Origin of the sequence: Rugamonas apoptosis (assembly GCF_014042355.1) — a bacterium.
In the GTDB taxonomy this organism is placed as follows: domain Bacteria; phylum Pseudomonadota; class Gammaproteobacteria; order Burkholderiales; family Burkholderiaceae_D; genus Rugamonas; species Rugamonas apoptosis.
Genome location: NZ_JACEZU010000004.1, coordinates 371,456 through 396,139, shown reverse-complemented (window position 1 = coordinate 396,139; position 24,684 = coordinate 371,456). Strand labels below are relative to the sequence as shown.

Annotated in this window: 18 protein-coding genes; 6 read left to right on the top strand and 12 right to left on the bottom strand. The window is 67.8% G+C overall.

The window, feature by feature from the left end; all coding sequences use genetic code 11:
- The first annotated feature begins 199 nt into the window (after nucleotides 1-199).
- The 4 genes from H3H39_RS10950 (at nucleotide 200) to H3H39_RS10935 (ending at nucleotide 6,268) form a co-directional block, all read left to right on the top strand.
- Entirely contained in the window at nucleotides 200-751 is a 552-nt protein-coding gene (locus H3H39_RS10950) for a thymidine kinase (protein ID WP_182153395.1), read from the top strand.
- 25 nt (nucleotides 752-776) lie between these two features.
- Complete coding sequence (locus H3H39_RS10945) at nucleotides 777-1,313, top strand: hypothetical protein (RefSeq protein WP_182153394.1); 537 nt, start codon at nucleotides 777-779, stop codon at nucleotides 1,311-1,313.
- A 218-nt stretch (nucleotides 1,314-1,531) separates the two neighbouring features.
- The gene (locus H3H39_RS10940; RefSeq protein WP_182153393.1) at nucleotides 1,532-3,784 is read left to right on the top strand and encodes a carboxy terminal-processing peptidase; all 2,253 of its coding nucleotides are present in this window, start codon (nucleotides 1,532-1,534) and stop codon (nucleotides 3,782-3,784) included.
- Between the two features lie 345 nt (nucleotides 3,785-4,129).
- A complete protein-coding gene (locus H3H39_RS10935) occupies nucleotides 4,130-6,268 on the top strand; it encodes a gluconolaconase (RefSeq protein WP_311196893.1) in 2,139 nt (712 codons plus the stop codon).
- Between the two features lie 15 nt (nucleotides 6,269-6,283).
- Here H3H39_RS10935 and H3H39_RS10930 read toward each other — a convergent pair whose 3' ends face one another.
- Nucleotides 6,284-8,953 carry a DUF4214 domain-containing protein gene (locus H3H39_RS10930; RefSeq protein WP_182153391.1) on the bottom strand — a complete coding sequence of 890 codons (2,670 nt, stop codon included), beginning with the start codon at nucleotides 8,951-8,953 and terminating at the stop codon, nucleotides 6,284-6,286.
- Nucleotides 8,954-9,189: 236 nt separating this feature from the next.
- On the opposite strand from H3H39_RS10930, the gene H3H39_RS10925 reads away from it, so the two are divergent.
- Both H3H39_RS10925 and H3H39_RS10920 read left to right on the top strand, forming a co-directional pair.
- A complete protein-coding gene (locus H3H39_RS10925) occupies nucleotides 9,190-10,380 on the top strand; it encodes an acyl-CoA dehydrogenase family protein (protein ID WP_182153390.1) in 1,191 nt (396 codons plus the stop codon).
- 10 nt (nucleotides 10,381-10,390) lie between these two features.
- The gene (locus H3H39_RS10920; RefSeq protein ID WP_182153389.1) at nucleotides 10,391-11,530 is read left to right on the top strand and encodes an acyl-CoA dehydrogenase family protein; all 1,140 of its coding nucleotides are present in this window, start codon (nucleotides 10,391-10,393) and stop codon (nucleotides 11,528-11,530) included.
- A gap of 43 nt (nucleotides 11,531-11,573) precedes the next feature.
- Here H3H39_RS10920 and H3H39_RS10915 read toward each other — a convergent pair whose 3' ends face one another.
- The 11 genes from H3H39_RS10915 to H3H39_RS10865 form a co-directional block, all read right to left on the bottom strand.
- Nucleotides 11,574-12,521: a diguanylate cyclase domain-containing protein gene (locus H3H39_RS10915; protein WP_182153388.1), complete on the bottom strand. Its 948-nt coding sequence runs from the start codon at nucleotides 12,519-12,521 to the stop codon at nucleotides 11,574-11,576.
- Nucleotides 12,518-17,089: a PAS domain-containing protein gene (locus H3H39_RS10910; protein WP_182153387.1), complete on the bottom strand. Its 4,572-nt coding sequence runs from the start codon at nucleotides 17,087-17,089 to the stop codon at nucleotides 12,518-12,520. Before H3H39_RS10910 ends, H3H39_RS10915 begins: the two co-directional genes overlap by 4 nt.
- 149 nt (nucleotides 17,090-17,238) lie before the next feature.
- The gene (locus H3H39_RS10905; protein WP_182153386.1) at nucleotides 17,239-18,309 is read right to left on the bottom strand and encodes a phosphotransferase; all 1,071 of its coding nucleotides are present in this window, start codon (nucleotides 18,307-18,309) and stop codon (nucleotides 17,239-17,241) included.
- Nucleotides 18,310-18,378: 69 nt separating this feature from the next.
- Complete coding sequence (locus H3H39_RS10900) at nucleotides 18,379-18,951, bottom strand: prepilin-type N-terminal cleavage/methylation domain-containing protein (RefSeq protein WP_182153385.1); 573 nt, start codon at nucleotides 18,949-18,951, stop codon at nucleotides 18,379-18,381.
- 95 nt (nucleotides 18,952-19,046) lie between these two features.
- Complete coding sequence (locus H3H39_RS10895) at nucleotides 19,047-19,787, bottom strand: hypothetical protein (RefSeq protein ID WP_182153384.1); 741 nt, start codon at nucleotides 19,785-19,787, stop codon at nucleotides 19,047-19,049.
- Complete coding sequence (locus H3H39_RS10890; protein ID WP_182153383.1) at nucleotides 19,787-20,542, bottom strand: ABC transporter permease subunit; 756 nt, start codon at nucleotides 20,540-20,542, stop codon at nucleotides 19,787-19,789. Before H3H39_RS10890 ends, H3H39_RS10895 begins: the two co-directional genes overlap by 1 nt.
- A gap of 2 nt (nucleotides 20,543-20,544) precedes the next feature.
- On the bottom strand, nucleotides 20,545-21,246 hold the full coding sequence (locus H3H39_RS10885) for a type II secretion system protein (protein WP_182153382.1): 702 nt from the start codon (nucleotides 21,244-21,246) through the stop codon (nucleotides 20,545-20,547).
- A gap of 4 nt (nucleotides 21,247-21,250) precedes the next feature.
- Nucleotides 21,251-21,991 carry a hypothetical protein gene (locus tag H3H39_RS10880; protein WP_182153381.1) on the bottom strand — a complete coding sequence of 247 codons (741 nt, stop codon included), beginning with the start codon at nucleotides 21,989-21,991 and terminating at the stop codon, nucleotides 21,251-21,253.
- The gene (locus H3H39_RS10875) at nucleotides 21,960-22,436 is read right to left on the bottom strand and encodes a hypothetical protein (protein WP_182153380.1); all 477 of its coding nucleotides are present in this window, start codon (nucleotides 22,434-22,436) and stop codon (nucleotides 21,960-21,962) included. Before H3H39_RS10875 ends, H3H39_RS10880 begins: the two co-directional genes overlap by 32 nt.
- On the bottom strand, nucleotides 22,433-23,116 hold the full coding sequence (locus H3H39_RS10870) for a hypothetical protein (protein WP_182153379.1): 684 nt from the start codon (nucleotides 23,114-23,116) through the stop codon (nucleotides 22,433-22,435). Before H3H39_RS10870 ends, H3H39_RS10875 begins: the two co-directional genes overlap by 4 nt.
- Nucleotides 23,113-24,681, bottom strand: a complete 1,569-nt coding sequence (locus H3H39_RS10865; protein ID WP_182153378.1) for a hypothetical protein — start codon at nucleotides 24,679-24,681, stop codon at nucleotides 23,113-23,115. Before H3H39_RS10865 ends, H3H39_RS10870 begins: the two co-directional genes overlap by 4 nt.
- Nucleotides 24,682-24,684: the final 3 nt, after the last annotated feature.

Here is a 24,684-nt window from a genome sequence, read left to right as displayed (position 1 = left end):
GTGCTGTACGTGACAAGGAAGTGAGCGTAGGTCAACCCCGCCACGCTGGGAAGGAATGATTCCGTGTTTGCTTATGCAATCTTGCAACGGCTGACGCAGTGCCTGTGCGACAAGTATGCGCTTATTTGGCGGACGGCGGTTTATAATCCGCCAGCCGGCCAGGCATCGTATTCAAGCACATCAGGGACAGAAGGCAGCGGTGGCAAAACTTTATTTTCGGTATTCCGCGATGAACGCGGGCAAATCCACGGCGATGTTGCAGGTGGCGCATAACTACGAGGAACAGGGCCAGCAGGTGCGGCTCTACACGGCCGCCATCGACGACCGCTACGGCGTGGGCCGGGTGACGTCGCGCCTGGGGCCGCAGCGCGAGGTGGAGGTGTTCCGCGACGACACGAATTTCCTGGCTGAGATCCCCAAGGTGGCCTGCGTGCTGATCGACGAATCGCAATTCCTGTCGCCGCGCCAGGTCCAGCAACTGCACCAGCTGGCCCAGACCCGCGGCGTGCCCGTGATCTGCTATGGCTTGCGCACGGATTTCCGGGGCGAACCGTTCCCCGGTTCGGCCTATTTGCTGGCTTTGGCCGACGATATTGAAGAACTGAAAAACATCTGTACTTGCGGCAAGAAAGCGACCATGAATATACGCGTCGACGCGCACGGCAACCGGATCAAGGACGGCGAACAGATCAGCATCGGCGGCAATGAAAGTTACCGCCAGGCTTGCGGCCGCTGCTTCTACGCCGAATAAGCGATGACATCCATCCGAGGCCGCCATGGCTAGCCTGCTCAGCTGCGCGGCGCTGGCGCCGGCCTGGCTGTGCCGGCATGGCGACATGTTGCTGTATCTGGCGCCGTCGGTGCTGCTGGCGCTGCTGATCCGCTCGCTGTCGGCCCGCCATCCCTTCTTTTTCCTGTTCACGGCGGCCGGCACGGCCTGCCACGAACTGGCCCATTTCAGTGTCGGCCTGCTGACGGGCGCCCGTCCCGGCTCGTTCACCATCATCCCGCGCCGCGTGGGGCAGGGCTGGGAACTCGGTTCCGTGCTGCTCACCCGGGTGCGCTGGTATAACGCCGCCCCGGCCGCGCTGGCGCCGTTCCTGGTGGTATTGCTGCCCGTGCTGGTGGCGGCCTGGCGTACCCACCCCGGCTGGCATTTCCAGTGGCTGGACCTGGCGCTGGCGTTCGCCGTGGCGCCCCAGTTCCTGGCTTGCTGGCCGTCCAAGGTGGACTGGAAGATCGCCGTGCGCTCCTGGCCTTACCTGCTGATCACGGCCGGCTTGTGGCTGGCCTGGCGCCAGTGGGGCCAATGAGGGCGGCGGTGGGGCGCCGTCTTCAGGCCCGCTTAAGCATAGACGGGGAAACTGTGCTGCCACGAGTCGTGCGGCAGATGCTATCCTGTAGAATTGAAGCGCTCTAAACGCAGTCTCGGCCGTAGTGTCGTCCGCAGTCTGGTTGGCAGTTTCGTCGTCCCATGCGCGGTTTGCGCCGCGCGTAGTTTCATGCACACATCAAAGTTCGGAGTAAGCCGATGAAGAAGCACATGTTGTTGGTCGCGCTGGCCATGTCTGTATCGCTGAGCGCCATGTCGGCGCAAACGGAAAAACTGGGCGATACCCAGCTGAAACCCCTGCCGCAGCAGACCCAGGCGGCCCTGTGGGCTTCGCGCGTGCTGTCGCGCTACCACTACAAGGCGATGCCGCTGGACGACGCCATGTCGGAAAAAATCTTCGACCGCTATTTCAAGTCGCTGGACGGGGAAAAACTGTTCTTCGTGCAGGCTGACCTGGACCAGTTCGCCAGCGCGCGCAGCCGGCTCGACGACGCCATCAACGGCGAGAACCTGAGCGTACCGTTCGCCATCTACAACCTGTACCAGCAACGCTTCAACGAGCGCATCGGCTACGCCCGTGAATTGCTCAAGACTAAATTCGACTTCGCCGTGGATGAAAGTTACCAGTACGACCGCGAAAAGGCGGACTGGGTCAAGTCCGACGCCGAGATCAGGGAACTGTGGCGCAAGCGCGTCAAGAACGACTGGCTGCGCCTGAAACTGGCCGGCAAGGACGACAAGGCCATCCGCGACACGCTCGACAAGCGCTATGAGAACTACCTGAGCCGCTCGCGCAAGCTCAACAATGAAGATGTGTTCCAGATCTTCATGAACGCCTACGCCATGTCGATCGAGCCGCACACCAACTATCTGGGGCCGCGCGCGTCGGAGAACTTCGACATCGCCATGCGCCTGTCGCTGGAAGGCATCGGTTGCGTGCTGCAGACCCGTGACGAATACACGGTGGTGCGCGAAGTGGTGCCGGGCAGCCCGGCCGGCCTGTCGGGCAAGATCAAGGTGGGCGACCGTATCCTGGCCGTGGCCAAGGATGACAACTCGCCCATGACGGACGTGCTGGGCTGGCGTATCGACGATGTGGTGGCCCTGATCCGCGGCCCCAAGGATTCCACCGTGCGGCTGGACGTATTGCCGGCCGATGCAGGGCCGGACGGCAAGCATATGACGCTGTCGCTGGTGCGCAAGAAGATCAGCATGGAGGAGCAATCGGCCAAGAAATCCATCCTGGAAGTGCGTGACGGCACGGCCAAGCGCCGCGTGGGCGTGATTTCGCTGCCCACCTTCTACCAGGACTTCGAAGCGCGCCGCAAGGGCGACCCCAACTTCAAGAGCGCCACCCGCGACGTGGCCCGCCTGCTGGGCGAGCTGAAGAAGGAAAAAGTGGACAACGTGCTCATCGACCTGCGCGGCAACGGCGGCGGCTCGCTGAACGAGGCGGTGGAACTGACCGGCCTGTTCATCGACAAGGGCCCGGTGGTGCAGCAGCGTAACGCCGAAGGCCGCATCGAAGTGGAAAGCGATAACAATCCCGGCCTGGCCTGGGACGGCCCGGTGGGCGTGCTGATCAACCGTGGCTCGGCCTCGGCGTCCGAGATCTTCGCGGCCGCGATCCAGGATTACGGCCGGGGCCTCATCATCGGCGAACCGAGCTTCGGCAAGGGGACGGTGCAGCAGCTGATCAACCTGGACCGCTTCGCCCAAGGCGACAAGGCCCGGCTGGGCGAACTGAAGATGACGGTGGCGCAATTTTTCCGCATCAACGGCGGCACCACCCAGTTGCGCGGCGTCACGCCCGACATCAAGCTGCCCGTGATGGCCGATTCCGACAGTTTCGGCGAATCGAGCTACGACAATGCCTTGCCGTGGACGTCGATCCGTCCGGCCGCCTACATTCCGGCCGGTGAGCTGAAGGAGATCGTGCCCCTGCTGGACAAGAAACATGAGGCGCGGGTGGCCAAGGACAAGGACTTCCAGTACTTGCTGGAAGATATCAACCTGGTCAAGAAGCAGCGCAAGGACAACCTGATTTCGCTCAACGAAGCGTCGCGCCGCAAGGAACGCGACGCCCAGGAAGCCCGCGCCAAGCTGCGCGAGTCGCGCCTGGCCGTGGCGGCCGTGCCCGGCGGCGACGATCCGGTGCTGGTGCCCGATCCCAAGGAATTGCTCAAACAGCAAGCGCTGCTCAAGCAGGCCGGCGCCAAGGCCGGTGCCAAGGTGGCGGGCGTGAAGGGCGCGCTGCGCACCGATGACGGCCTGCAGGCGGATGAACGGGCCTTGTCGGCCGAGCTGGACGCGGAAAAAGCCGCCAAATCGGCCAAGGACGTGCTGCTGAACGAAGCGGTGCACATCCTGGCCGACGAGGTGGGATTGCTCAAAACGGATACCCGTATGGCATCGCGCGTGCTGCCTTACGCGGTGGATGCCAGCAAGTAATCGATAACTTAGCTGCTCCGGCCGCCGGAGCCAGCCCATCGGCCTGGATGCGTCACCGCATCCAGGCCGATTTCTTTATTGATCCCGGGACTTTGCCGTACGGCATGAGTTATGCGTTTGGGAAATTTCTCTCATCACAAACTGAAATTGGCTTAAATTAGTGCAATGCGGCATCATTCACCTGTCTCCTCTATTCTCCTCCAAGGAAATAGATTCAGCCCGCTCTTGAAGCGGGCTTTTTTTTGTCCGTGGTGGACATCGCAAACAAGCGGCGCGCAAAGATTGTTCGCGGACCAAGCTTCGGGTAAGCTGCATTCCCTTGCTTGTAATGAAAGGTTGCTGCACGTGTCTCCCAATCAAATCAAACTGGCCCTGGTTGGCGTGGCCGTGTCCGGCGCGCTCGTCGGCGGCGTGGCCGCATACCTTGCGGTCCAGCATGGCCGTCCGGGCGCGGTGGCGGTGGAGCAGCCCGTGGCCACCTTGCCCAACTGGGCGGCGCGGGTCAGTACGCTGGCCGGCGATGGCCTGCCGGGCGCGGCCGACGGCCCCGGGAAAGGCACCCGCTTCGCCGATCCGTTCGGCGTGGCGCGCGACCGGGCCGGCAACCTGTATCTGGCCGATGGCGGCGCCAACAACAGCATCCGCAAGATCGCGCCCGACGGCCGCAGCACCACATTGGCCGGCTCCGTGGAAGGCTATGCCGAAGGCAGCGGCACGGCCGCCGCGTTCAACACGCCATCCGGCGTCGCGCTCGACGCCGGGGGCAATCTGTACGTGGCCGACACGGGCAATAACGCGATCCGCAAGGTGACGCCGCAGGGCCTGGTATCCACGCTGGCCGGTGACGGCATGGCCGGCTACCGCGACGGCAAGGGCGCCGGCGCCCAGTTCAACGGCCCGCTGGCCGTGGCCGTGGCGGCCGATGGCGCCGTCTACGTGGCCGACACCTATAACGACCGCATCCGCCGCATCGCGCCCGACGGCACTGTGACCACCGTGGCCGGCACCGGCGTGCCCGGCCTGGTGGATGGGCCGGCGGCCGCCGCCCGCTTCGATACGCCCGCCGGGCTGGCCTTTACGTCCAGCGGCGAACTGTTGATCGCCGACATGGTGAACAACGCCATCCGGAAGCTGGGCAAGGATGGCCAGGTGACGACCGTCGCGGCCGCGCCCGAAGACGACCGGGACGCGCCGCTGCGCAGGCCGCTGGCGTTGGCCGCCACGGCGGACGGCTACATCTACGTGGCCAGCGCCCGCCACGGCCGGGTGGCCCAGATCACGCCCGCCGGCGCGGTGGCGGCCCTGGTCGATGTCGACCATCCACCCCAGCCCGGTTACGGCGCCGACGGCAGTGTGCGCCTGTACGCGCCGCGCGGGATGGCGCTGGCGCCCGACGGTTCGCTGTTCGTGACGGATGCCGCCACGTTCCGCCTGCACCACATCGCGCCCCCGAAGGCGGGGCAGCCGGCACCATCGGCTACGGGACTGAGCCCGATACCGTCCCATGGCGCCACCATGTTGTGGCCCGTGAAGCCGCAGGAGCAGCCGCACGAGGTGGTGGGGCTGATGGGCGAGGTGCGCGGCAACCGCGACGGCGAAAGCCGCGACCATTTCCACGCCGGGCTGGATGTGCAGGCCGCGCCCGGCACTCCGGTGCTGGCGGTGGCGGCGGCCAAGGTCAGCGATCCCTTGCCCAACTGGGGCTACGGCGAATTGTCGGAAGGTTTCGGCCTGGCCGAGCTGGCCTACATCCACATGCGGGTGGGGCGGGGCGCGAAGGATGGCGTGCTCGATGGCCGCTTTCAGCTGATCAACGATGACAAGGGCAAGCCGCAGCGCATCCGCATCAAGCGCGGCACCCGCTTCGACGCCGGTGAAACGCTGGGCACGGTCAACCCCATGGCCCACGTGCACCTCGATTATGCCCCCAATGGCGGCGCGCTCAACCCGCTGAGCCTGCCGTTCCTGGGCTTGCGCGATACGGTGCCGCCCCAGATCGTCAGCATAGATGTGCTCGATGGTGGCGGCCATCCGCTCAAACAAAAGCAGGGCGGGCGCTTGCTGCTGCCGCGTACGCTGGGGGAGGTGGGCGTCGCCGTCGACGCCTTCGACCAGATGGATGGCAACCAGGCCCGGCGCCGGCTCGGCATCTACAAGCTCGGCTACCAGTTGCTGCATGTGGATGGCACGCCCGTGGCCGGGTATGAGCAGCCCGTTATCACGCAACTGTACGACCGCTTGCCGCGCAACCGGGAAGCCGTCAAGCTGGCTTACGCGGAGGCCAGCGGCATTACTGTCTACGGCAGCGCCAGCACGCGGTTCGTGTATGCGCTGAACAACAAGCTCATCAACGGCAATGCGATGCCGGGCACCTGGCGCGTGGCCGACCTGGCGCCCGGCGACTACACGCTGCGCATCCTGGCGGCCGACTACGCGGGCAATGTGGCCACCAAGGGACGCGACCTGGCGCTGACCGTGCAGTGACGGCCATGCCGCGCCTCAACCCAGGACGATGAGGCCGGCCGCGTTCATTGCGCTGGCCGTGGCGTCCGCGTAGCCCAGCAGGACGATGGCCGCCGTGCCATGGCTGGCATCGGCGTCGGCCCAGGCCAGCAGCGTATCGGCGCCGTTGGCCGCGGCGATGAATTGCGATGTGCTGGCCACGTAGTCACCCCGCACCATCTCGGCCGATGCCGTGCCCTCCGCCACCGCGTGGGTGAACGCGCCGCCCAGGTCATTGGACAGGGCACCGCTGGCCTGGCCCAGCTGGATATGGTCGCCGCCGTGCAGGCCGGTGATGAAATCGACGGCACCCAAATAGCCACTGGCCGTGATGGCCCCCCCTGTGTCGTTATCGCCGCTGAGGCTCGCATACACGAGGCCGTCGACGACGCCGGTCCCGTGCAAGCCGAAGCGGACGACGTCGCCGCCACCGCCACCGGTGACCAGGTTGCTGCCCGTGCCGGTAAAGATGTGATCGGATCCGCCACCGCCCAGGATGACATTGTCGCCATTGCCGACGATGACGCTGGCGCTGTCCGTGCCGCGCATATCGATGGTGTTGCGACCATTGCCCACCTTCGCGTTGTCGCTGCCGCCGCCGCCGATGATGGTGTTGTCGCCATCGAAGGCCAGGAACGAGTCCGCCGCCGCGCCGCCGCGCAGCGTGTTGGCGCCGTTGCCGCCGACCAGGTAATTTCCCTGGGTGGCACTGCCCGTCAGGTGGTTGACGCCGTTGGCGGCGCCGACAATGTGGAGGTAGCTGCCCGTCGCGCCACTGGCGTCGATGGTCACCGCGCCGGAGCACGGGTAGGCGTTGATCTCGGTGGTGCCGGACAGCGCCAGCGCGCCGGTGGTCAGCTTGAGGTCGCCGGTGACGGACGCGTTGATGGTGCCCAGAGCCGTGGCGCCCGCGAACGCGCGCAATTCGACCCCGCCGCTGCCCGTGATGATGACGGTGTGCGCGGCGGCCGCATGCAAGCTGTCCAGCACATTGGCCGTGCCGCCATCGGCCACGAGCCGCACGGTGGCGGCGCCATCGTCGGTATAGTTGCCGCCGGCCACGCCGTTCAGCGTCAGCGCCGTCACATGGCCAGCCTTGCTGTTGACGATGGTGACATCGTCGTTCATGCCGGTCGCGGACACCGACGTGATGGCCTGGCCCGTGAGCGTGACGGCGCCCGCGTTGTTCAGGGTGACTGAGGTCAAGGTGTTGTGCTGGGCCGAGCCGTCCGTGATGGCGTTGCCGCTGGAACCGTAGTTGCCATTGACGGTCGCGCTGGTCAGCGCCGTGTTGCTGGTGGCCGTGACCACCACGTGGGCGGCCGATGCCGCCGCGTCCGCGTCCGCCAGCACGGTGGCGTTGGCGGCACTGAGCGCGGCCGTGGCGGCGGCCAGCGCGGTCGTGTCGCCGCTGGCCTGGGCCGTCGCCACGGCCGCGCTGGCGCTCGCTTGCGCGGCCAGGTGGGCGTGGCGCTCGGCCAGCGCCACGGCCGTGTAGGCGCTGGCGATGAAGCTGGTGGTGCCGGTGATGTTGATCGCGCCATCCTGCGCCACCAGCGTCGCGAAGCCGGCGGCGTTCACGTTGATGGCGCCGCCGGCGGCGCTATTGGAGACGACCACATCGCCGCTGGCGGCCTGGCCGGCACCGATCGTGATGTCGCCGTGCGCGGTGCGGGCCAGCACATGATGGCCGCCGCTGAGCGTGACGGCGCCCTGGCCGGCCGCAAGCGATATATCCGTCGTGGACGCGGCCAGAACGCCGCTGACGGCGCCGGCGGCCGTGATGTTGAGCGTGTCCAGGCCCGTCCAGCCGGACAGGTCGGCCGCCGTGATGGCATGCTCGCTACTCAGGTTGACGGTTTCAACATTCCTGACCGTGGCGCCGCGGGTGACCACCCCTTGTGTGGACAGCAGCATGGTGTCGCGCCCACCCGCGCCGTCGATGCTGTCGCCGGCCTCCAGGGAGTCTCCGCCCTGCGCGTCGCTGGGCGCGTTGATGGTGTCGTTGCCGGGGCCGCCGGCGACGTGGTCGGGGCCGTGCGCCAGCACCACCAGCACGCCCATCGGAATCGGATTGTGGCGGGAGGCGAGGAAGTCGTCGATCACGGCGCGCAGGGTGCTGGCGTCGCCCGTGCCGGCATATACGCGGATCAGGTCGCGCACTTGCTGGGCCGCCTGCGGGCCGACGTAATAGGCGACATCCTGCTGCGTGACCAGTTCGTTCGTAAACAAGTTCGCCATGGCCATGCGGCCGGCGACGGTGGCGGCGTCGGCCGCGTTGGCGCCCGGCTTGACGGCCGCCGCCATGATTTGCACGGCCGCTTCCGCGCGTGTCATGTCATGGTTGCGCAAGGCCCCGGTCCAGAACGCTAGGCCGTTCAACAGCGGCGCGCGGTCCAGCACATTGTTGTAGATGGAGATGATGAACTGGGTGTCATCGCCCGTGTAGAGCGCGCTCGATTCGGGGCTGTTGGCGAAGCTGTCCAGCAAGGTCTTGACGACGCCGCCGGCCGCGTACGCCTGCTTGAAGTCGGCGATGTGGGTGGGCGCGCCACCGGCGAGCAGGTTGGCCGTCATGTTGGCCAGGCCGATCGGGTCGGCCGGACGGCCAAAATAGGCCAGATACAGTTGCTGGGTCACTTCAGTGTAATCGCTTGCCGTGGCCATGGGCGCTCCAGGTAAAGATGATGCGCCCGTACGATGCGGGTACGCAAAATTATCAGTTTAGCATGTTTACTTATTTTCTATTGAGACTTACCTTCCCGCGCATGTGGCGCGAAAAGTGAAAAAAAATGCGGTGGACAGGCAGGCCATCTGCGGTACAATTATTTGAACGGTCGTGCTTTTTTTATCGTTACAACGACGCTACAGGGTTTTTTGAAACGGCCTCTTTAGGAGACAGCATGGATTTGAACTATACCGCCGAGGATCTGGCGTTCCGCGACACGGTGCGCGCCTTCCTCGCCGCGAACTTGCCCAGCGACCTGCAGCAGAAAGTGCGCCAGCACCTGCGCCTGCAAAAGGACGATTATGTGCGCTGGCACCGCATCGCCGCCAAACAAGGCTGGGCCGCGCCGGCCTGGCCGGTGGAATTCGGTGGCGCCGGCTGGAACGCCACCCAGCGCCACATCTGGGAAGAAGAGTGCGCACGGGCCGGCACGCCGCCCATCCTGCCGTTCGGCATCAACATGGTGGCGCCCGTGATCATGGCGTTCGGTAACGCGGAGCAGAAAGCCTACTACCTGCCGCGCATCCTGTCGTGCGAGGATTGGTGGTGCCAGGGCTATTCCGAACCCGGCTCCGGCTCCGACCTGGCGTCGCTGAAGACCACGGCCGAACGGGCGGGCGATCATTACATCGTCAACGGCCAGAAGACCTGGACCACGCTGGGCCAGCACGCCGACATGATCTTTTGCCTGGTGCGCACCGACGCCAACGTACGCAAGCAGGAAGGCATCTCCTTCCTGCTGATCGACATGAAAACGCCGGGCATCACGGTACGTCCCATCATCATGTTGGACGAAGACCATGAAGTGAACGAAGTGTTCTTCGATAACGTCAAGGTGCCGGTGGCCAACCTGATTGGCAAGGAGAACAAAGGCTGGACCTACGCCAAGTACTTGCTGGGCCACGAACGCACCGGTATCGCGGCTGTGGGCCGCTCCAAGCGCGAGCTGCTGTTCCTGAAGAAGGTGGCGACCGAGCACCTCAAGCACGGCAAGCCGCTGCTGCAGGACCCCCTGTTCGCGGCCAAGGTGGCCAACCTGGAGATCGAGCTGATGGCGCTGGAAACGACGGTGCTGCGTGTGATCTCGCAGGAAGCCCATGCGCCGGGGCCGGAGGCGTCCATGCTCAAGGTGCGTGGTTCGGAAATCCAGCAGCTGCTGACGGAACTGATGGTCGAGGCGCTGGGCCCGGACGCGCTGCCGTTCGATACGGACTACCTGGAGGGCAAGGCCGAACACTGCCTCACGGGCGACGACGCGGCCGCGCCACTGGCCGGCTACTACTTCAATTTCCGCAAGACGTCGATCTACGGCGGCTCGAACGAAATTCAGAAAAACATCATCACCCAGATGATCCTGGGACTGTGAGGGGATGGCGATGGACTTTACTTTCAAAGAAGAGCAGCAGCAGTTCGCCGACGCCTTGCGCCGCTGGGTGGACAAGGACTACGGTTTCGACGTGCGCCATCAGATCATTCATTCCCCGGCCGGCGTGTCCGGCGCGGCCTGGGCCACGCTGACGGAACTGGGCATGCTGGCCTTGCCCGTGCCGGAGGCGCAGGGTGGTTTCGACGGCAGCGCCGTCGACCTGCTGGTGGTGATGCAGGAACTGGGCCGCGGCCTGGTGGTGGAACCGTATTTCGCCACCGTGCTGGGCGCCCAGTTCCTCAAGCTGGCCGGCGGCCATGAGGCGTTGCTGGAACAGGTGGCCGGCGGTGAACTGAAACTGGCGTGCGCGCTGGGCGAGCAGGGCGCGCGCCATGATTTGCACGACATCGCCACCACCGCCCGCGCCGCCGGCGACGGCTATGTGATCGACGGCAGCAAGACGGTGGTGATCCACGGCGGCCAGGCTGGCGCCTTCATCGTCTCGGCCCGCAGCGCCGGCGCGCAACGTGATACAGACGGCATCTCGCTGTTCGTGGTGGCGGCCGGCACGCCGGGTGTGAGCGTGCGCGACTACCGCACCATCGACGGCCAGCGCGCCGCTACTGTCACCTTGCGCGACGTGGCCGTGGACGGCGCCGCATTGCTGGGCCAGGCGGGCGGCGGCTGGGACATCCTGGACGCGGCGGCCGACTATGGCGCCACGCTGCTGTGCGCCGAAGCGGTGGGGGCGATGGACGCCATCTTCGCCGCCACGCTGGATTACCTGAAGACCCGTTCCCAGTTCGGCGCGCCGATCGGCAAATTCCAGGCGCTGCAGCACCGCATGGCCGACATGTTCATCCACGTCGAGCAAGCCCGTTCCATGGCCATGTTGGCGGCGGCCAAGGTGGGTTCGGACGATGTAGAGGAGCGGCGCCGGGTGGTGTCGGCCGCCAAGGCCCGCATAGGCCAGGCGGCCAAGTTCGTCGGCCAGCAGGCGGTGCAACTGCACGGCGGCATGGGCGTGACGGATGAGCTGCCGGCGGCCCACCACTTCAAGCGCTTGACCATGATCGATGTGACGCTGGGTGACGCCGACCATCACCTGGAACGCTTCATCGCCCAGCCGGGTTTCCGGCAGCACGCCTGAGCGGCACGGCGGCCGCCACACGGGGCTGAACGCCGGCCCCGGCTCAGGCGATATTGCGGCTCGCCGGCTCGCCGGCGCTGGCCACGCAGTAGCGGTTGCGGCCGTGCTGCTTGGCGCGGTACAGCTGTTCGTCGGCGCCGCGCACCAGCAAGCTGGCGTCGCCCGTCTCGCCTGGCTGGACGGTGGCCACGCCCATGCTGACCGACACCACGGAGCTGGTGGGCGAGGCCATATGGGGCAGGGCCAGCGCGTCCACCTCGTCCAGGATGCGGCGCGCCACGGCGCTGGCGCCGCTCAATCCCTCCTGCGGCAGCAGCAGGATGAATTCTTCGCCGCCGTAGCGCGCCAGCAGATCCTGCGGGCGCGCGGCGCATTTCTTCATGGCCGCCGCCACCTTCTGCAGGCACAAGTCACCGGCCTGGTGGCCGTATTCGTCGTTGTAGTGCTTGAAGTGGTCGATGTCGATCATGATGGCCGACAGCGGCATGCCGCTGCGCGCGCAGCGGCGCCATTCCAGTTCCAGCGTCTCGTTGAAGTGGCGCCGGTTGGCCACCGCCGTCAGGGCGTCGGTGAGCGTCAGTTCGCGCATGGCGTCGGCCTGGCGCTTGACGGTGAGCTGGGTGCGCACCCGGGCCCGCACCACGGCCACGTTGAACGGCTTGCTGATGAAGTCCACGGCACCGGCTTCCAGCGCCCGCGTCTCGTCCTCCGGCTGGCTCAGGGCCGTGACGAAGATGATGGGGATGTCCTGTACTTCCGGGCTGGCGCGCAGCGCCGCGCAGACGGCGTAGCCATCCATGCCGGGCATGACGGCGTCGAGCAGGATCAGGTCCGGCATCTGCTGGCGCGCGATCTCGATCGCGGTCGGGCCATCGAGCGCGAACAGCACCTCCTGCTCGTCGCGCAGGGCCTGGTACAACACCTGCACGTTCTCCATGGCGTCATCCACGATCAGGATGCGGCCATTGGTGGCGAGGTCGGTCCAGCTCATGCGAATTCCTTATGTTGCAACAATTTGTGGACCAATTGTCCGGCGGCCTTGAATTGCAGCGTTTCCACGGCCTCGGCCAGGGCCGCTGCGGCCGTACCGTCCACCGCTTCCAGCCGCGGGCGCAGGGACTGGAACAAGGCCAGTGCTTTCAAGTTGTTATTTTGTAGTAAATCTTGTAGTTGCACCAGAGTCGCAATCAAAGTTGTGGCGCTGTTGTCGTCCAGGTCCGGCGCGGCGCTGCCTTCCCCGGCGGCCGGCAGTCGGCTGGCGCTGGCCGCCACCGTGTCCAACGCCGCCTGCAGGGCCGCCAGCAAGCGCTCCAGTTGTTCCGGATGGCCCTCCAGCAGCGCCGCTTCCGCCTGGGACGTGCGTTGGGCCACTTCGCTGGCGCCCAGGTTGGCGGCCACGCCGCGCAGCCGGTGCAGCGTCTGGCCCGCCTGCTGGCGCTGGCCGGCGGCCAGCAATTGCCGCACTTCCGACACCGACTCGCCTTGCGACTGGACGAAACGGCGCAGCAGCTTGGCCAGCGCGTCGAAATTGCCTCCCATGCGCGGCAGGGCCGTGGCCAGGTCGATGCCGGGCAGCTCGCTTGGGTGGGGCGGGGCGCTGGCCGTGCCGGCCACACTGTCCTGGTTGGCCAGCGCGAGCCCGCCGGCGGCGTGGTTGTGGCGCTGGATCGCGTGCGGCGCCAGCCGGATCAGGGTGCCCAGCAACTGCTCGATGTCGATCGGTTTGGCCACATGGGCGTCCATGCCGGCGTCGGCGGCGCGCCGCAAGTCCTCCTCCATCACGTTGGCCGTCATGGCGATGATGGGCAGACGCAGGCCCAGGCCGCGCGCGGCGGCGCTGGCTTCGTAGCCGTTCATGACGGGCATCTGGATATCCATCAGCACCGCGTCGTAACGTTCGGGCGCCTGTTGCAGCAGTTCCAGCGCCTGTTCGCCATTGCAGGCCAGGGTCACCTGTGCGCCCGCGTGGGTGAGCAGGTATTGAGCCACTTCCTGGTTGATCGGATTGTCTTCCACCAGCAGCAGGCGCATGCCCGCCAGCCGGTCGCGCAGGGCGTGCGACGGGGGGGGCGCCGCCGGCGCGCTGGGCTGGCGCACGGCGCGCACGGCCGCCAGCAGGCGGGCCGGCGTGGCCGGCTTGGCCAGCACGCCGGCTGCGCCCAGCGTCGCGCATTCGTGGGCCAGGCTGGCACTGTCGTGCTCGGGCGCCATCAGCAGCACGGGCGGCAAGGCGATGCCGGTGGCGCCGTCCGCGTGGCGCAGCACGCCGTCGTCGCCCGCGCCCAGTGTATCGTAGTCCAGCAGCAGCAGGTCGAAGCGGGCGTCGGGCCCGTCCGCCGCTGCGCCATCGCCGCCCAGGGCGGCCAGGGTGGCCGCCGCGCTGTCCACGCACACGGCGTCCCAGCCGAAGCTGGCGCAGGCTTGCCGCAGCGCGTCACGTACGCTGGCGTTGTCGTCGGCCACCAGCAGCCGCAGGCCGCGCAGCGCGTCATGGTCGGGCAGCCAGCCCTGGTCTTGCGGGTCGGCGCGCTTGAACGCACAGATGGCGCGGAAGGTGGCGCCCTGGCCCGGGGTGCTGTCCACGGTCAGGGTGCCGCCCTTGAGCTGGACGATGCGGCGGCAAATGGCCAGGCCCAGGCCGGCGCCGCCGTATTTGCGGCTGGTGCTGCTGTCGCCTTGCGAGAAGGCGTCGAAAATGTGTTCCTGCTGTTCCGGTGAGATGCCGATGCCCGTGTCGCGTACTTCGATCGCCAGCGTCACTTCGGCCGCCGTGCTGGCCGCCAGCGCCACCGACAGCCGCACTTCGCCGCGCGGGGTGAACTTGATGGCGTTGCTGATCAGGTTGAGCAGCAATTGCTGCAGGCGCATGGCGTCGCCCAGCAGTTCGCGCGGCACCCGCGCATCGATGTCGAACACCAGTTCCACCTGCTTGTCCCAGGCGCTGGCGGCCACCATCACGCTCACGCTGTTGAGCACATGCTCGAACTGGAAGCGCACGTGTTCCAGCACCAGCTGGCCCGATTCAATGCGCGAGATGTCGAGTACGTCGTTCACCAGCGACAGCAGCGACTGGGTGGCCAGCTGGATCTTGTCCAGGTAGCTGCGCTCGCGCTGGGCCAGCGGCGCGTCCTGCAGCAGGCGCGCCAGGCCGATGATGGCGTTCATGGGCGTGCGGATCTCGTGGCTCATGTTGGCCACGAATTCGCTCTTGGCCCGGCTGGCCGCTTCGGCCTTGTCGCGCGCCTGGCGCAATTCATCGTTCAGGCGCTGCAGGTGCAGTTCCGTTTCCTTCAGTTCCGTCACATCCGATTCCAGCACGAAGAAACCGCGCACGCCATGCTGCTCGTCGAGGTCGGGAATGAAGTTGACCCAGGTGTAGCTGGTGGCGCCCGACGGCCACGCCAGCCGGCTTTCGAAGCCTTGGGCCGCACCGGCCAGCGCGCCGGCCACATGCGGCGCGCACAGCGCGTAGCGGGCACTGTCGAGCACTTCGGTCATGCGTGCGCCGATGATCTGGCCGGCCTGGCGGCTATGCCATTCGAGGAAGTAGCGGTTGGCGAAACGGCATTGCAGGTTGGCGTCCCAGTAGGCCACCATGCCGGGCAGGTTGTCGGTCACGGCGCGCAGGAACTGCTCGCTCTGGGCCAGCCGTTCGGCGGTGGAGTGGAGCACGCTCTCGGCCTGGCGGCGCTCCGTGACGTCGAGCGCGATGCCCAGCAGGTGGGTGACGTGGCCGCTCTCGTCGCGCAGCGCCACCTTGCGCGTGGTCAGGTAGTGGGGCGCGCCGCCGGCGGCCGTCACCAGCTCCTGCTCCACTTCGCTCACCTGGCCCGAGGCCAGCACCCGGCGGTCGTCGGCGCCGAAGGCCTCGGCCTGGGCGGCGGGCATGATGTCGTAGTCGGTCTTGCCCAGCACGTCCGCCCGTTGCAATCCCAGCAGGGCTTCGCCGTAGCGGTTGAACATCTCGTAGCGCAGGTCGGCGGCGCGTTTGAGGAAGATGGTGGCTGGCATGTGTTCCAGCACCGACTGGAACAACTGGCGCGACTGGCGCAGCGCGGCCTCGGTGCGTTTCTGTTCGCTGATGTCGAGCAGCAGGCTGGTGATGCCGGCGATGGCGCCGTCGGCGTCGAACTGCGGGTAGTAGCTGACGATCCAGTAGCTGGTGCGGCCCGGCGCGGCGGCGCTCGGCCCGGTGCGCTCGATGCCCACCAGCGGCTTGCCGGTCTGGAGCACGGTGCCGTAGTCGTGCAGCACGCTGCGCCGCACTTCGGGATCGGTGATCATGGCGATGATGGGCTGGCCCAGGTGGGCCGCCACCGGCCGCGCGTTGTAGGCGGCCAGGTAGTCATTGATGCGCAGCACCCGCAATTCCGGGTCCACGTAACTGAGGCCCACGGGGGCGGTGGCGTACAGGGTTTCGAGCTGGGCCCGCTCGCGTTCGAGCTGCGCCGTGCGCTCGGCCACCAGCGCGGCCAGTTCCGTGCGGTGGCGTTGCAGATCGCCTTCCAGCGAACGCAGCGCATTGCCCACGGCCTGCGCCTCGCTGAAGGTCATGGCCGCCAGCGTGAACGGGGCGCCGCTGGCCAGCGCCTGGGCCGGCGCCAGCAAGGCCCGCACGGAACGGCTGATGCGCCCGCCCACCACCCACGCCAGCGTGAAGCCGAGCATCAGCAGCAGCGCCAGCGCCAGCGACACGGTGCTGACCGTTTGCAGCAGGCGGTCGTCGGCCAGCGCCCGGGGCGCGGCCACGGCCACGGCCAGCCCGCTGGCCGGCGCCCGGTTCAGGCCCAGGTAGATGGGGGTGCCGTCGGCCGCCTTGGTGTCGACCAGCGATTCATGGCCCAGTCCCAGTTGCACCCGCAGCTCGGGCGGCGCCACCTGGCCCACCACGTTGCCGCCGCTGCCGTAATGGGCCACCAGCACTCCGTCGCGGTTGTACAGGGCCACGCTGTGGCGGCTCGTCACATGTTCGTCGAGCAGGGTCCGGGCCAGCCGGTCCGGCTTGAGCAGCACCGTCAGCGCGTAGCGGGTCTTGCCGTTGTAGCGGACCGGCACGTCCACGGCCAGCAAGGCCTGGTCATGGTCGTACACGACGGACACGGTCGGTTGCGGCGGCGCGCTGTCGTTGGCGGGTTCGGCCAGCAGGGCGCGCAGGCGCGCTTCATTGCGGCGCGCGCCGAACGCGCTGGCCACCGTCTCGTCCGGCGCCGGCAGCAGCGCGCCGCCGCTGTCGCTGAGCAGGAAGCGGAAACCGGGAAACTGGGGCACCAGCAAGCTGGCGGCCTGGCCCCGAAAACTGGCCAGGTCGCCGCTTTGCAGGCTGGGCGAGGTGGCCAGGGCCTGTGCCGCGCTGGCGCTCTGGGCCAGGTCGCGGTCGATGGCGGCCGCCACCGTGCGCGCCAGCTGCAGGGTGTCCTCGCGCAGCGCCGCGTGCTCGCGGCCATAGAGCTCGTTCACCAGGCCGGCAAAACCGATCACGGTCGGCAGCGCGCAGGCCAGTACCAGCAGCGCGATCTGCGAGCGTATCGACGGCAGGGATGAGCTGGACTGTTCTGGCAATGCGTGGACCCCAAGTGAGCCGCGCCGGACGGCCCGGGGCGGACGGCGCTAGCGCTGGCAGCACGATAGTAGCCCAGCCGGGCGATTTGAGAAAGCGGCAATTGCAACAGCGCGGGAATGGCGCGAAACAATGGCGCCAGCCCGCCGCGTCAGACGTGCTTGCGGCCGCTGGCGTAATCCCAGGCCAGTTCGGCCATGGGGCGCGCCATCTTGCCCGACTCCAGCGCCTGGGCGCTGGCGGCCGTGCCTTCCACGTGGCGCTTCATGATGCCTTGCATGATGCTCGCCAGCCGGAACATATTGAACGCCAGGTAGAAATTGAAGTCTGCCAGGCGGATGGTCTTGCCGGTGCGCTCGGCGTAGCGGGCGATGTATTGCTGTTGCGAGGGGATGCCCAGCGCCGCCAGGTCCAGGCCGGCGATGCCGCGGAACTGGCCCGGCGCGATGTGCCAGCTCATGCAATGGTAGGAAAAGTCCGCGAATGGGTGGCCCAGGGTCGACAGTTCCCAGTCCAGCACGGCCAGGATGCGCGGCTCCGTGGGGTGGAACAGCAGGTTGTCGAGGCGGAAGTCGCCGTGCACGATGGCCGTGTCCTCGCCCGGCGGGATGTGGTGCGGCAGCCACGCGATCAGCTGGTCCATGGCTTCGATCGGCTCGGTCTGCGAGGCCACATACTGCTTGCTCCAGCGTTCGATCTGGCGCGCGAAGTAGTTGCCCGGCTTGCCGTAGTCGGCCAGGCCGATGGCCGCGTAGTCGATGCTATGCAATTGCGCCATCACGCGGTTCATCTCGTCGTAGATGGCGGCCCGCTCGGCCGGTGTCATGCCTGGCAGGGCCTGGTCCCACAGCACCCGGCCTGCGACGAATTCCATCAGGTAGAAGGCGCGTCCGATCACGTTCTCGTCGGTGCACAGCAGGTACTGGCGGGCGGCCGGGAAACCGGCCTTTTGCAGCGCGTCCATCACCCGGTATTCGCGTTCGATGGCATGCGCCGATGGCAGCAGCTTGGCGGCCGGGGCCGGCTTGGTGCGCAGCACAAAATGCTGGCCGCCGATGCTCAGCTTGAAAGTGGGATTGGACTGGCCGCCCTTGAACTGCTCGACCGTGAGGGTGCCGGCCGGGTAGCCGGCCACGCGCTGGCGCAGATAGGCGTCCAGTGCTGCCACGTCGAACTGGTGGCGCGCCGACACGGCCTTGGTGCCGATGAATTCCTCGAACATGCTGTCTCCCGCTGTAGTAGGTGGACCTATTCTAGCGGAGAAAAGTACGTGCGTGCTTTTGCCTGCGGCTTAGAAGAACAGGGCCGTGCGGGTGACGATGGTGCCGTTGTTGGTGTAGTTGCCGGTGGCGCGCACGGAACCGGTGTTGAACTTGCCGTCGTCGAGCTTGCTGTCTATCTGTTCGGCGAACGAGTCGGGCAGGTTGTCGAAACGGATCCCGTTGCCGCCGCGGCCGGCCACGATGTCGTTGTAGATGTAGACGGCGCCGCCCTGGGCGCTGGTCATGAAGTCGGTGCTGCCGTTGTAGGAACCGGTGATGAAGCCGGCCAGCGCCAAGTGCTGGGGCGCCAGCTGGTACTCGGCGATCTGGCCATCGCCGTTGCCGTTGCCGGTGGCGCCGGGGGCATGGATGGTCGCCTGCACGTCGTCGCCGGGCAGGGCGCGGAACTTGTCCTGGTAGGCGTTGACGGCGGCCGACAGGGAATTCGATTGCTGGATGATGTTCTTGACCTTGGCGCTGTCGATCAGCCCCTGTCCTTTCAGCACGCCGCCTAGCAGCAAGCCAATGATGACCAGGACGATGGCGATTTCAACCAGGGTGAAGCCGCGTTGGGCCGGGCCGCGCAGAGGTGGACGTTGCATGGGATGTTCCTTTCGAGGCATAAGGCTATATTACAATTGCTGGGGGAATTGCGCATCATAAAGAATGCCGCGCCGCAGCGAAAGGGGCGCACGATTCATTGTGTCCGCGGCCTTGGCCCGGGCTGGGCCTCAGTCGGCGGCCCGGCCTTGAGCGCATCGAGCCGGCGCGCCAGGAAACGCAGCTCGTTGGGATCGGTGATGCTGCCGTCCTGCAGCAGGCCGCCGATCAGCGCCCGGGCGCTGGCCAGTTCATTCATGTCCTCCAGCACGAACGCTTCCAGCTCGCGCGCCCACGGCGGCACGCCCGGTCCCGTCGCTTGCAGCCGGATAGCCTGGGCGTAGCGGCGCGCCAGCGGCAAGTCGTGCAGCCGGTGGCGGGCGATGATGGCGGCCTGGGCCAGCCATGGCCAGCGCCGGTTGGGGTCTTCGCCAAAGCGCAGGTAGACGAAGGCCAGCATCTGGCGCACCCGGGCCGGGTCGTCCACGGCCGTGTACAGCGTGCTGGCGGCCAGCAGCGGGTACTGGCTGCGCGGATCGAGGTCGAGCGCACGGCCCAGCCATTGCGCCAGGCGGCCGTAATCGAGGCTGCGCCAGGGCACACTGACGCCGGGCTGGTCGTCCCAGCCCTGCACGTACAGCATCGTCACGCGCGACATGGCGGCCTGCTCGCCCAGGCTGGCCAGCCGCAGCGTGGCCAACGGGGGCGCCGGCGGCAGCGGCTGGGCGCCGGGCGGCGGCGGCCGGTGGCCGGCCTGCCACCCCAGTTGCGCGGCCAGCGCCAGCGCCAGCAGGGCCAGCACGGGACGGGGCACGCGGCGCAGGGGGCGCTGGTCCATCAGAAGTTCTTGCGGTACAGGTCGAACAGGGCCGCTGCCGTCAGCAGCGCCAGGTAGATGGCGCTCTGGATGGCGATGCCCGCCAGTTCGGCCGCCGTGCCGCCGTGGTACAGCAGCCAGTCCGTCCTGGCGTAGGCGTCCAGGTTGGGCAGCAGCAGGGCCAGCCCGTCGACGGCGCGCGTGAGCAGGCCAGCGGGCTGGCCGGGGCCATGGGCCAGCCATTGCAGCGTGGCCGCCGTGCGGGCCAGCAGGTAGAACGCGCAGGCGGCGGCCAGCGCCGGCAGCACCTGGTTCAGGGTCAGCATGCACAGCAGGCTGAAGGCGGCCACGATCCACAGTTCGGCCAGCAGCGACACGCTCCACAACGCGGCCTGGCCAGGCGGCGCCACGCACAGGGCCAACGCGCCGAACAGCGCGGCCGGCAGCACGGCCAGCGCGGCGAAGCCGGCCAGCTTGCCCAGTAAATAGGCGGCGCGCGGCAGCGGCAGCGCCAGCAGCAGTTCCTGGCTCTTGTCGTTCGCTTCGCGCACCATGCTGGTGACGACGAAGGTGGCCACCAGGAACACGGCGGCCAGCCGCAACCCGGCCGCCAGCAGGGCCGTCTGCAACTGGCGGCCCTCCGTCAAGGCCACCTCGTGCAGCAGGCCGCTGGCGCCGATGGCGCCGCAGGCGGCCAGCAGCAGCAGCCACAGCAGCCGGTTGCGCAGCGCCTCGCGCAGCGTGTGGCGGGCGATGGTGAGGATGGGCGCCAGCATGCTCACGGCAGGCGCTGGGCCGCCACCATGCGGTTGAACAGGATGTAGGGCGAAACCCAGGTCACCAGGTCGTCGTATTCGCCGCCCGGCGCGGCCGGGTTGCTGCTGGCGTCGCGCGTGACGAAGGCGGTGGCCGAGCTGGCGTTGAGTTTCTCGTCCTGGTTGCTGGCCGAGGTGTCGGCCACCAGCGTACCCTGGTCGGTGCTGGCGCCAAAGCCGTTCTTGCCGTGCGACAGGATCACGGCCGGTATGTCGTTGGCCAGCGTGGCCGGCACCAGGTTGCCGGCGCCGTCGCGGGTTGCGATGCTGATGTCGCGCGCCGTCTGCAGGTTGAAGCGTACGGCGCTGTCACTGAAGCCGGGCGCGACGCTGTAGCGGAACAGACGGTTCCAGCTGTCGAGCTTGCTCAAGCCCAAGGTGGCCCACGGCAGGTAGCCGACCCGGCGCTCGCCGCGGCAGCGGTTCTCGGCCCGGTCCTCCAGGCCGTTGCTGGCCGACACGGCCGGGCAGGGCAGGTAGCCGTTGCGCAGCGCGAAGCCGATCAGCGCCTCGCGTGCGTCGTCCAGCCCCTTTTGCGTGTCGCCCACGCGGCGCTGCTCCAGCTGTGCGCTCAGCGGCGTGACCAGGCCACCGATCATGAGCCCGACGATGACCAGCACGATGGCGATCTCGACCAGGGTAAAACCATGTTGTGTGCGCTTCATATCGTTATGGCAGCTTGTGCGCCGCCCCCATCTGTTTATACAAGAAACCCAGCGGCACGAAGCTCACCAGATCGTCGAACACGCCACCGGGCACGCTGGCGTCGGTGGTGGCGGCCCGGCTCACGAAATGGGCGCTGCCCTGGTCGTTGAGCTGCTCGTCTACATTGCCGCTGGCCGTGTTGGGTTGCTCGATGCCGAGTACGCTACTGCCGAAATTCTCGCGCCCCTGCGACAGCACCACCAGCGGCGCGCACTGGGCGCCCAGCTCGCAGTTCTCCTGGCCCTGCAGGTAGGCCAGGGCGCCGCTGCCGTAGCGGGTCTGGACGGTCTTGGTGGCGACCGTCGAGATGCGCTGCACGGGGGCCACCGTGTAGGCTGGCGTGACGCTGTAGCGCAGCCGTTTGCCCCAGGCGTCGGCCCCTTCGATGCCCAGCGTGACCCAGGGCAGGAAGCCGGTGCAGCTTTGCTCGGACGGGCACGGGTCCGGCCGTTCCAGTCCATTCGTGGCCGAGATGGCCGGGCGCGGCAGGCGGCCCTGGACGGTGGCGTAACCCACCAGGGCGTCGGTGGCGGCGGCCAGCCGTTCCAGCGTCTGGCGGTTGTGGCCTGCCTCGCGGTCGCCGCGGCTGAAGGCGGTGATCAGCAGGCTGGCCGCGCCCACTCCCATCAGCGCCAACAGCAGCAACAGGGCCGCGCCGCGCTGGCGCGCCGCCCTAGCGCCCGGCCGCTTCTTGTACCGTGCCATCGGCGGGGTTGAAGCGTTGGCCGGGCTTGAGCACCAGCGCGCGCCCGGACGACAGGCGCAGCTTGACGGACTGGTCGGAGCGCAACTGGGCGCCGCTGTCCGCATACGGCACGCCGTTGATCCACACGGTCGATTTGCCGCTGCTGCGGCGCACCACGCCGTTCAGCAATGCCGGTTCCGGCGGCGGGGCGGGCGCGGCCGCCTCCGGCGCCGGGCCGGCGGCCGTTTGCGGCATGGCGCTCGGCAGGCTGGGCGCGGGGGCGCTGCTGCGGCGTATTTCCAGCGCCATGCGCTCGTCGGGTGTGGTGAACAAGCGGCCCAGCCCCAGCGATTGGGCCGCCGCCGGCCCCGCCGCACCGCCCAGCATCGCCAGCGCCAACAGCAGGTGGCGCGGACGGGCGGCGTGGGCCAGCAAGTTGAGTGTGCGTAGCCGTGTGCGTATCATGGCTTGCCCCGGGCCGGCGCGGGCGCCGCAGTCGTGGTGGCCGCCGTCAGCGTGATCCAGTTCAGCGTACAGTCGGCCGACAGCGCCGGCGCGTCCGGCGGGCCGCCCGCGCCCAGCCGCTTGATGGCGCAATCCTGCACCGCGAAATAGCCGCGCGCTCGCAAGTCTTCCAGGAAATTGAACAGTTCCAGTTCGTCGAGCATGTCCATGTGCAGCGTCATGCGGCTGGCATGCAACTGATAGTCGCCGGTGGCCACGCGCGGGTCCGGTGCCACCGTTTGCTGCGGCGTCACTTCGTAGCTGATGGGGAGCAAACGCCGGTCTTCCTGGATGCGGCGGATGGCATCGAGCCAGGCCAGCCGGTTCTCCTCGCCCACCAGGCCCCGTTCGCGCATGGCGAGGAAGGGCGGCTGGAACGCGCGGATCTCGCGCTTTTCATTGTCCGCGTAGGCATAGCGGGCGTAGGCCGCGTCGCGCACCTGTTGCACGTGGGCGCGGGTGGCGCTGGCGTCGCGCAACTGGGCGTTGCTGTACAAGACCGCCGCCACGCCGACGGCCACGCCGCCCGCCAGCGCGGCCACGCCCCAGCGGATCAGCGCGAATTCACGCACCCAGTAGGGCACGGCGATGGCGATGGCCGGCCGTTTCTTCTTGCCGGGGATGGTGGCGGCAGCGTTCATGAGGGATTCCAGACCAGGTTCAGGGCGAATTTCGGCGTCTCCGAGACGGCGCCGCCGGCCACCATGCCGGCCTTGCCGCTCAGTTTGACGTTGGGCCGGGTATCGAGCGGCTGCGATTCGATCTCCACCGTCATGTGGGGCAGGGCCGCCAGGCGCTGGGCAAACTGGCGCATCGCTTCCAGCGCGGCGCGGTAATCATCCTGCGGACCGCCGATTTCCGCTTCCAGGTGCAAGGCTTGGGGCGGCGCCGTCGGCAAGCCCAGCAGCTGGGACGGGATGGGCGTGCTGGCGGCGCTGTCGGCCGGCGCCCCCATGGCCGATGGCGCTGGCGCGGCGCCCGGCAGGTTGACGCGCCAGTCGATCCGGTTCAGCTTGATGAGCGGCGCTTGTTCCAGCGCCTGGCTCAGCATGCGTACCATGGGCAGCGGCACCGGACCCTGCTCGGCCAACATGCGTTCGATCGCCACCGCCGCCTTCATGTTGGCCGTCTTGGCCACGGCTGGCGGCATGTCCGACATCACGGCCTGGTACTGGCTGTCGTAGCGCGCCGTCTCGGCCCGCATGCGCATGGCCGCGTTGTCGGCCTCGCTGGTGCGCCACAGGCTGACGGCGGCCCACATCAGGGTGCAGGTGAGAATGGCGGCGCTGGCGCCGTACATGGCTACCCGCGCCCACCACAGCTGGTAATAGCGGCGCGCCTCGCCCAAGGTGTAGTGGCTGCGCGGCAGCTCGCCGCCCAGCAGCTTGAGCAGCAAGGGGTCGGCCAGCCGCGGCGCGTAAGGCAAGCCGACTTTGGCGGCGGCCGTCTCGATGGCGATGAAGCGGTAGGCCGTCTCCGGCCCGTTGCGGCACAGCGCCGACAGCCGTTCGATCTGGTCGGCCGGGGTGACGATGGCCGTGTGCAGCACATCGCCCCGTTCCATCAGGTGCACGCTGGTGAGAAACTGCAGCGTCTTGCCTGTCTCGGCGGCCACGTTGACGGGCACGCCGTCGCGGTCGATGGCCAGTGTCAGGCGCGAGAACTTGAGCTGGCCGTCGCGGAAATAGGTCTGGCGCAGGCCGCCGGACTGTTCCGTCACCAGCAGCAAGTGTTCCTGGCGCAGGCCCAGCTTGCGGCGCAGGACGTCGCTCATCAGGGTGGTGGTGTACAGGCCCGCCAGCGGCGCCTTCAGTGCTTCCAGCGCCGCGATCCATGGCTGCACGATGGACGGGTTGGTCAGGCCGCTGAGCAGGGCGATGTCGTCGCGCCGGCCTTCCGGCTCGCGGCCCTGGATGCTCACGTGGCGGAACGGCGTTTCCCGGTATTGTTGCGTGAGGCGGCGCTGCAGCATCTGGCGTCCGGCCTTGCCGCTCACGTGGGGCAGGGTGACGCGCTGGTAATCCTCTTCGATCAAATCGGTGAGCAGCCAGCACGGACCCACGGGCGCGTCATCGATGTAGTCCATGAAGGCGTCGATGCCGTCCTCGTCCGGCGCGAAGCAGGGCCCGGCCGTCAGCTTGCCCATGCGCCAGTGGTAGACGCACAGTTGTTCGCTGGTGAGGTAGAGTAAGTGGTTGCGCAGCACGGC

What these genes read in the sequence shown, in the direction of transcription:
- H3H39_RS10915 (WP_182153388.1), bottom strand. Translation starts at nt 12,521, where the DNA reads ATGAGCTGGACCGACCTCGCCACCAATGGCCGCATCCTGATCGTGGAT.
- H3H39_RS10900 (WP_182153385.1), bottom strand. Translation starts at nt 18,951, where the DNA reads ATGCAACGTCCACCTCTGCGCGGCCCGGCCCAACGCGGCTTCACCCTG.
- H3H39_RS10890 (WP_182153383.1), bottom strand. Translation starts at nt 20,542, where the DNA reads ATGCTGGCGCCCATCCTCACCATCGCCCGCCACACGCTGCGCGAGGCG.
- H3H39_RS10885 (WP_182153382.1), bottom strand. Translation starts at nt 21,246, where the DNA reads ATGAAGCGCACACAACATGGTTTTACCCTGGTCGAGATCGCCATCGTG.
- H3H39_RS10905 (WP_182153386.1), bottom strand. Translation starts at nt 18,309, where the DNA reads ATGTTCGAGGAATTCATCGGCACCAAGGCCGTGTCGGCGCGCCACCAG.
- H3H39_RS10870 (WP_182153379.1), bottom strand. Translation starts at nt 23,116, where the DNA reads ATGAACGCTGCCGCCACCATCCCCGGCAAGAAGAAACGGCCGGCCATC.
- H3H39_RS10875 (WP_182153380.1), bottom strand. Translation starts at nt 22,436, where the DNA reads ATGATACGCACACGGCTACGCACACTCAACTTGCTGGCCCACGCCGCC.
- H3H39_RS10920 (WP_182153389.1), top strand. Translation starts at nt 10,391, where the DNA reads ATGGACTTTACTTTCAAAGAAGAGCAGCAGCAGTTCGCCGACGCCTTG.
- H3H39_RS10925 (WP_182153390.1), top strand. Translation starts at nt 9,190, where the DNA reads ATGGATTTGAACTATACCGCCGAGGATCTGGCGTTCCGCGACACGGTG.
- H3H39_RS10880 (WP_182153381.1), bottom strand. Translation starts at nt 21,991, where the DNA reads ATGGCACGGTACAAGAAGCGGCCGGGCGCTAGGGCGGCGCGCCAGCGC.
- H3H39_RS10945 (WP_182153394.1), top strand. Translation starts at nt 777, where the DNA reads ATGGCTAGCCTGCTCAGCTGCGCGGCGCTGGCGCCGGCCTGGCTGTGC.
- H3H39_RS10930 (WP_182153391.1), bottom strand. Translation starts at nt 8,953, where the DNA reads ATGGCCACGGCAAGCGATTACACTGAAGTGACCCAGCAACTGTATCTG.
- H3H39_RS10940 (WP_182153393.1), top strand. Translation starts at nt 1,532, where the DNA reads ATGAAGAAGCACATGTTGTTGGTCGCGCTGGCCATGTCTGTATCGCTG.
- H3H39_RS10895 (WP_182153384.1), bottom strand. Translation starts at nt 19,787, where the DNA reads ATGGACCAGCGCCCCCTGCGCCGCGTGCCCCGTCCCGTGCTGGCCCTG.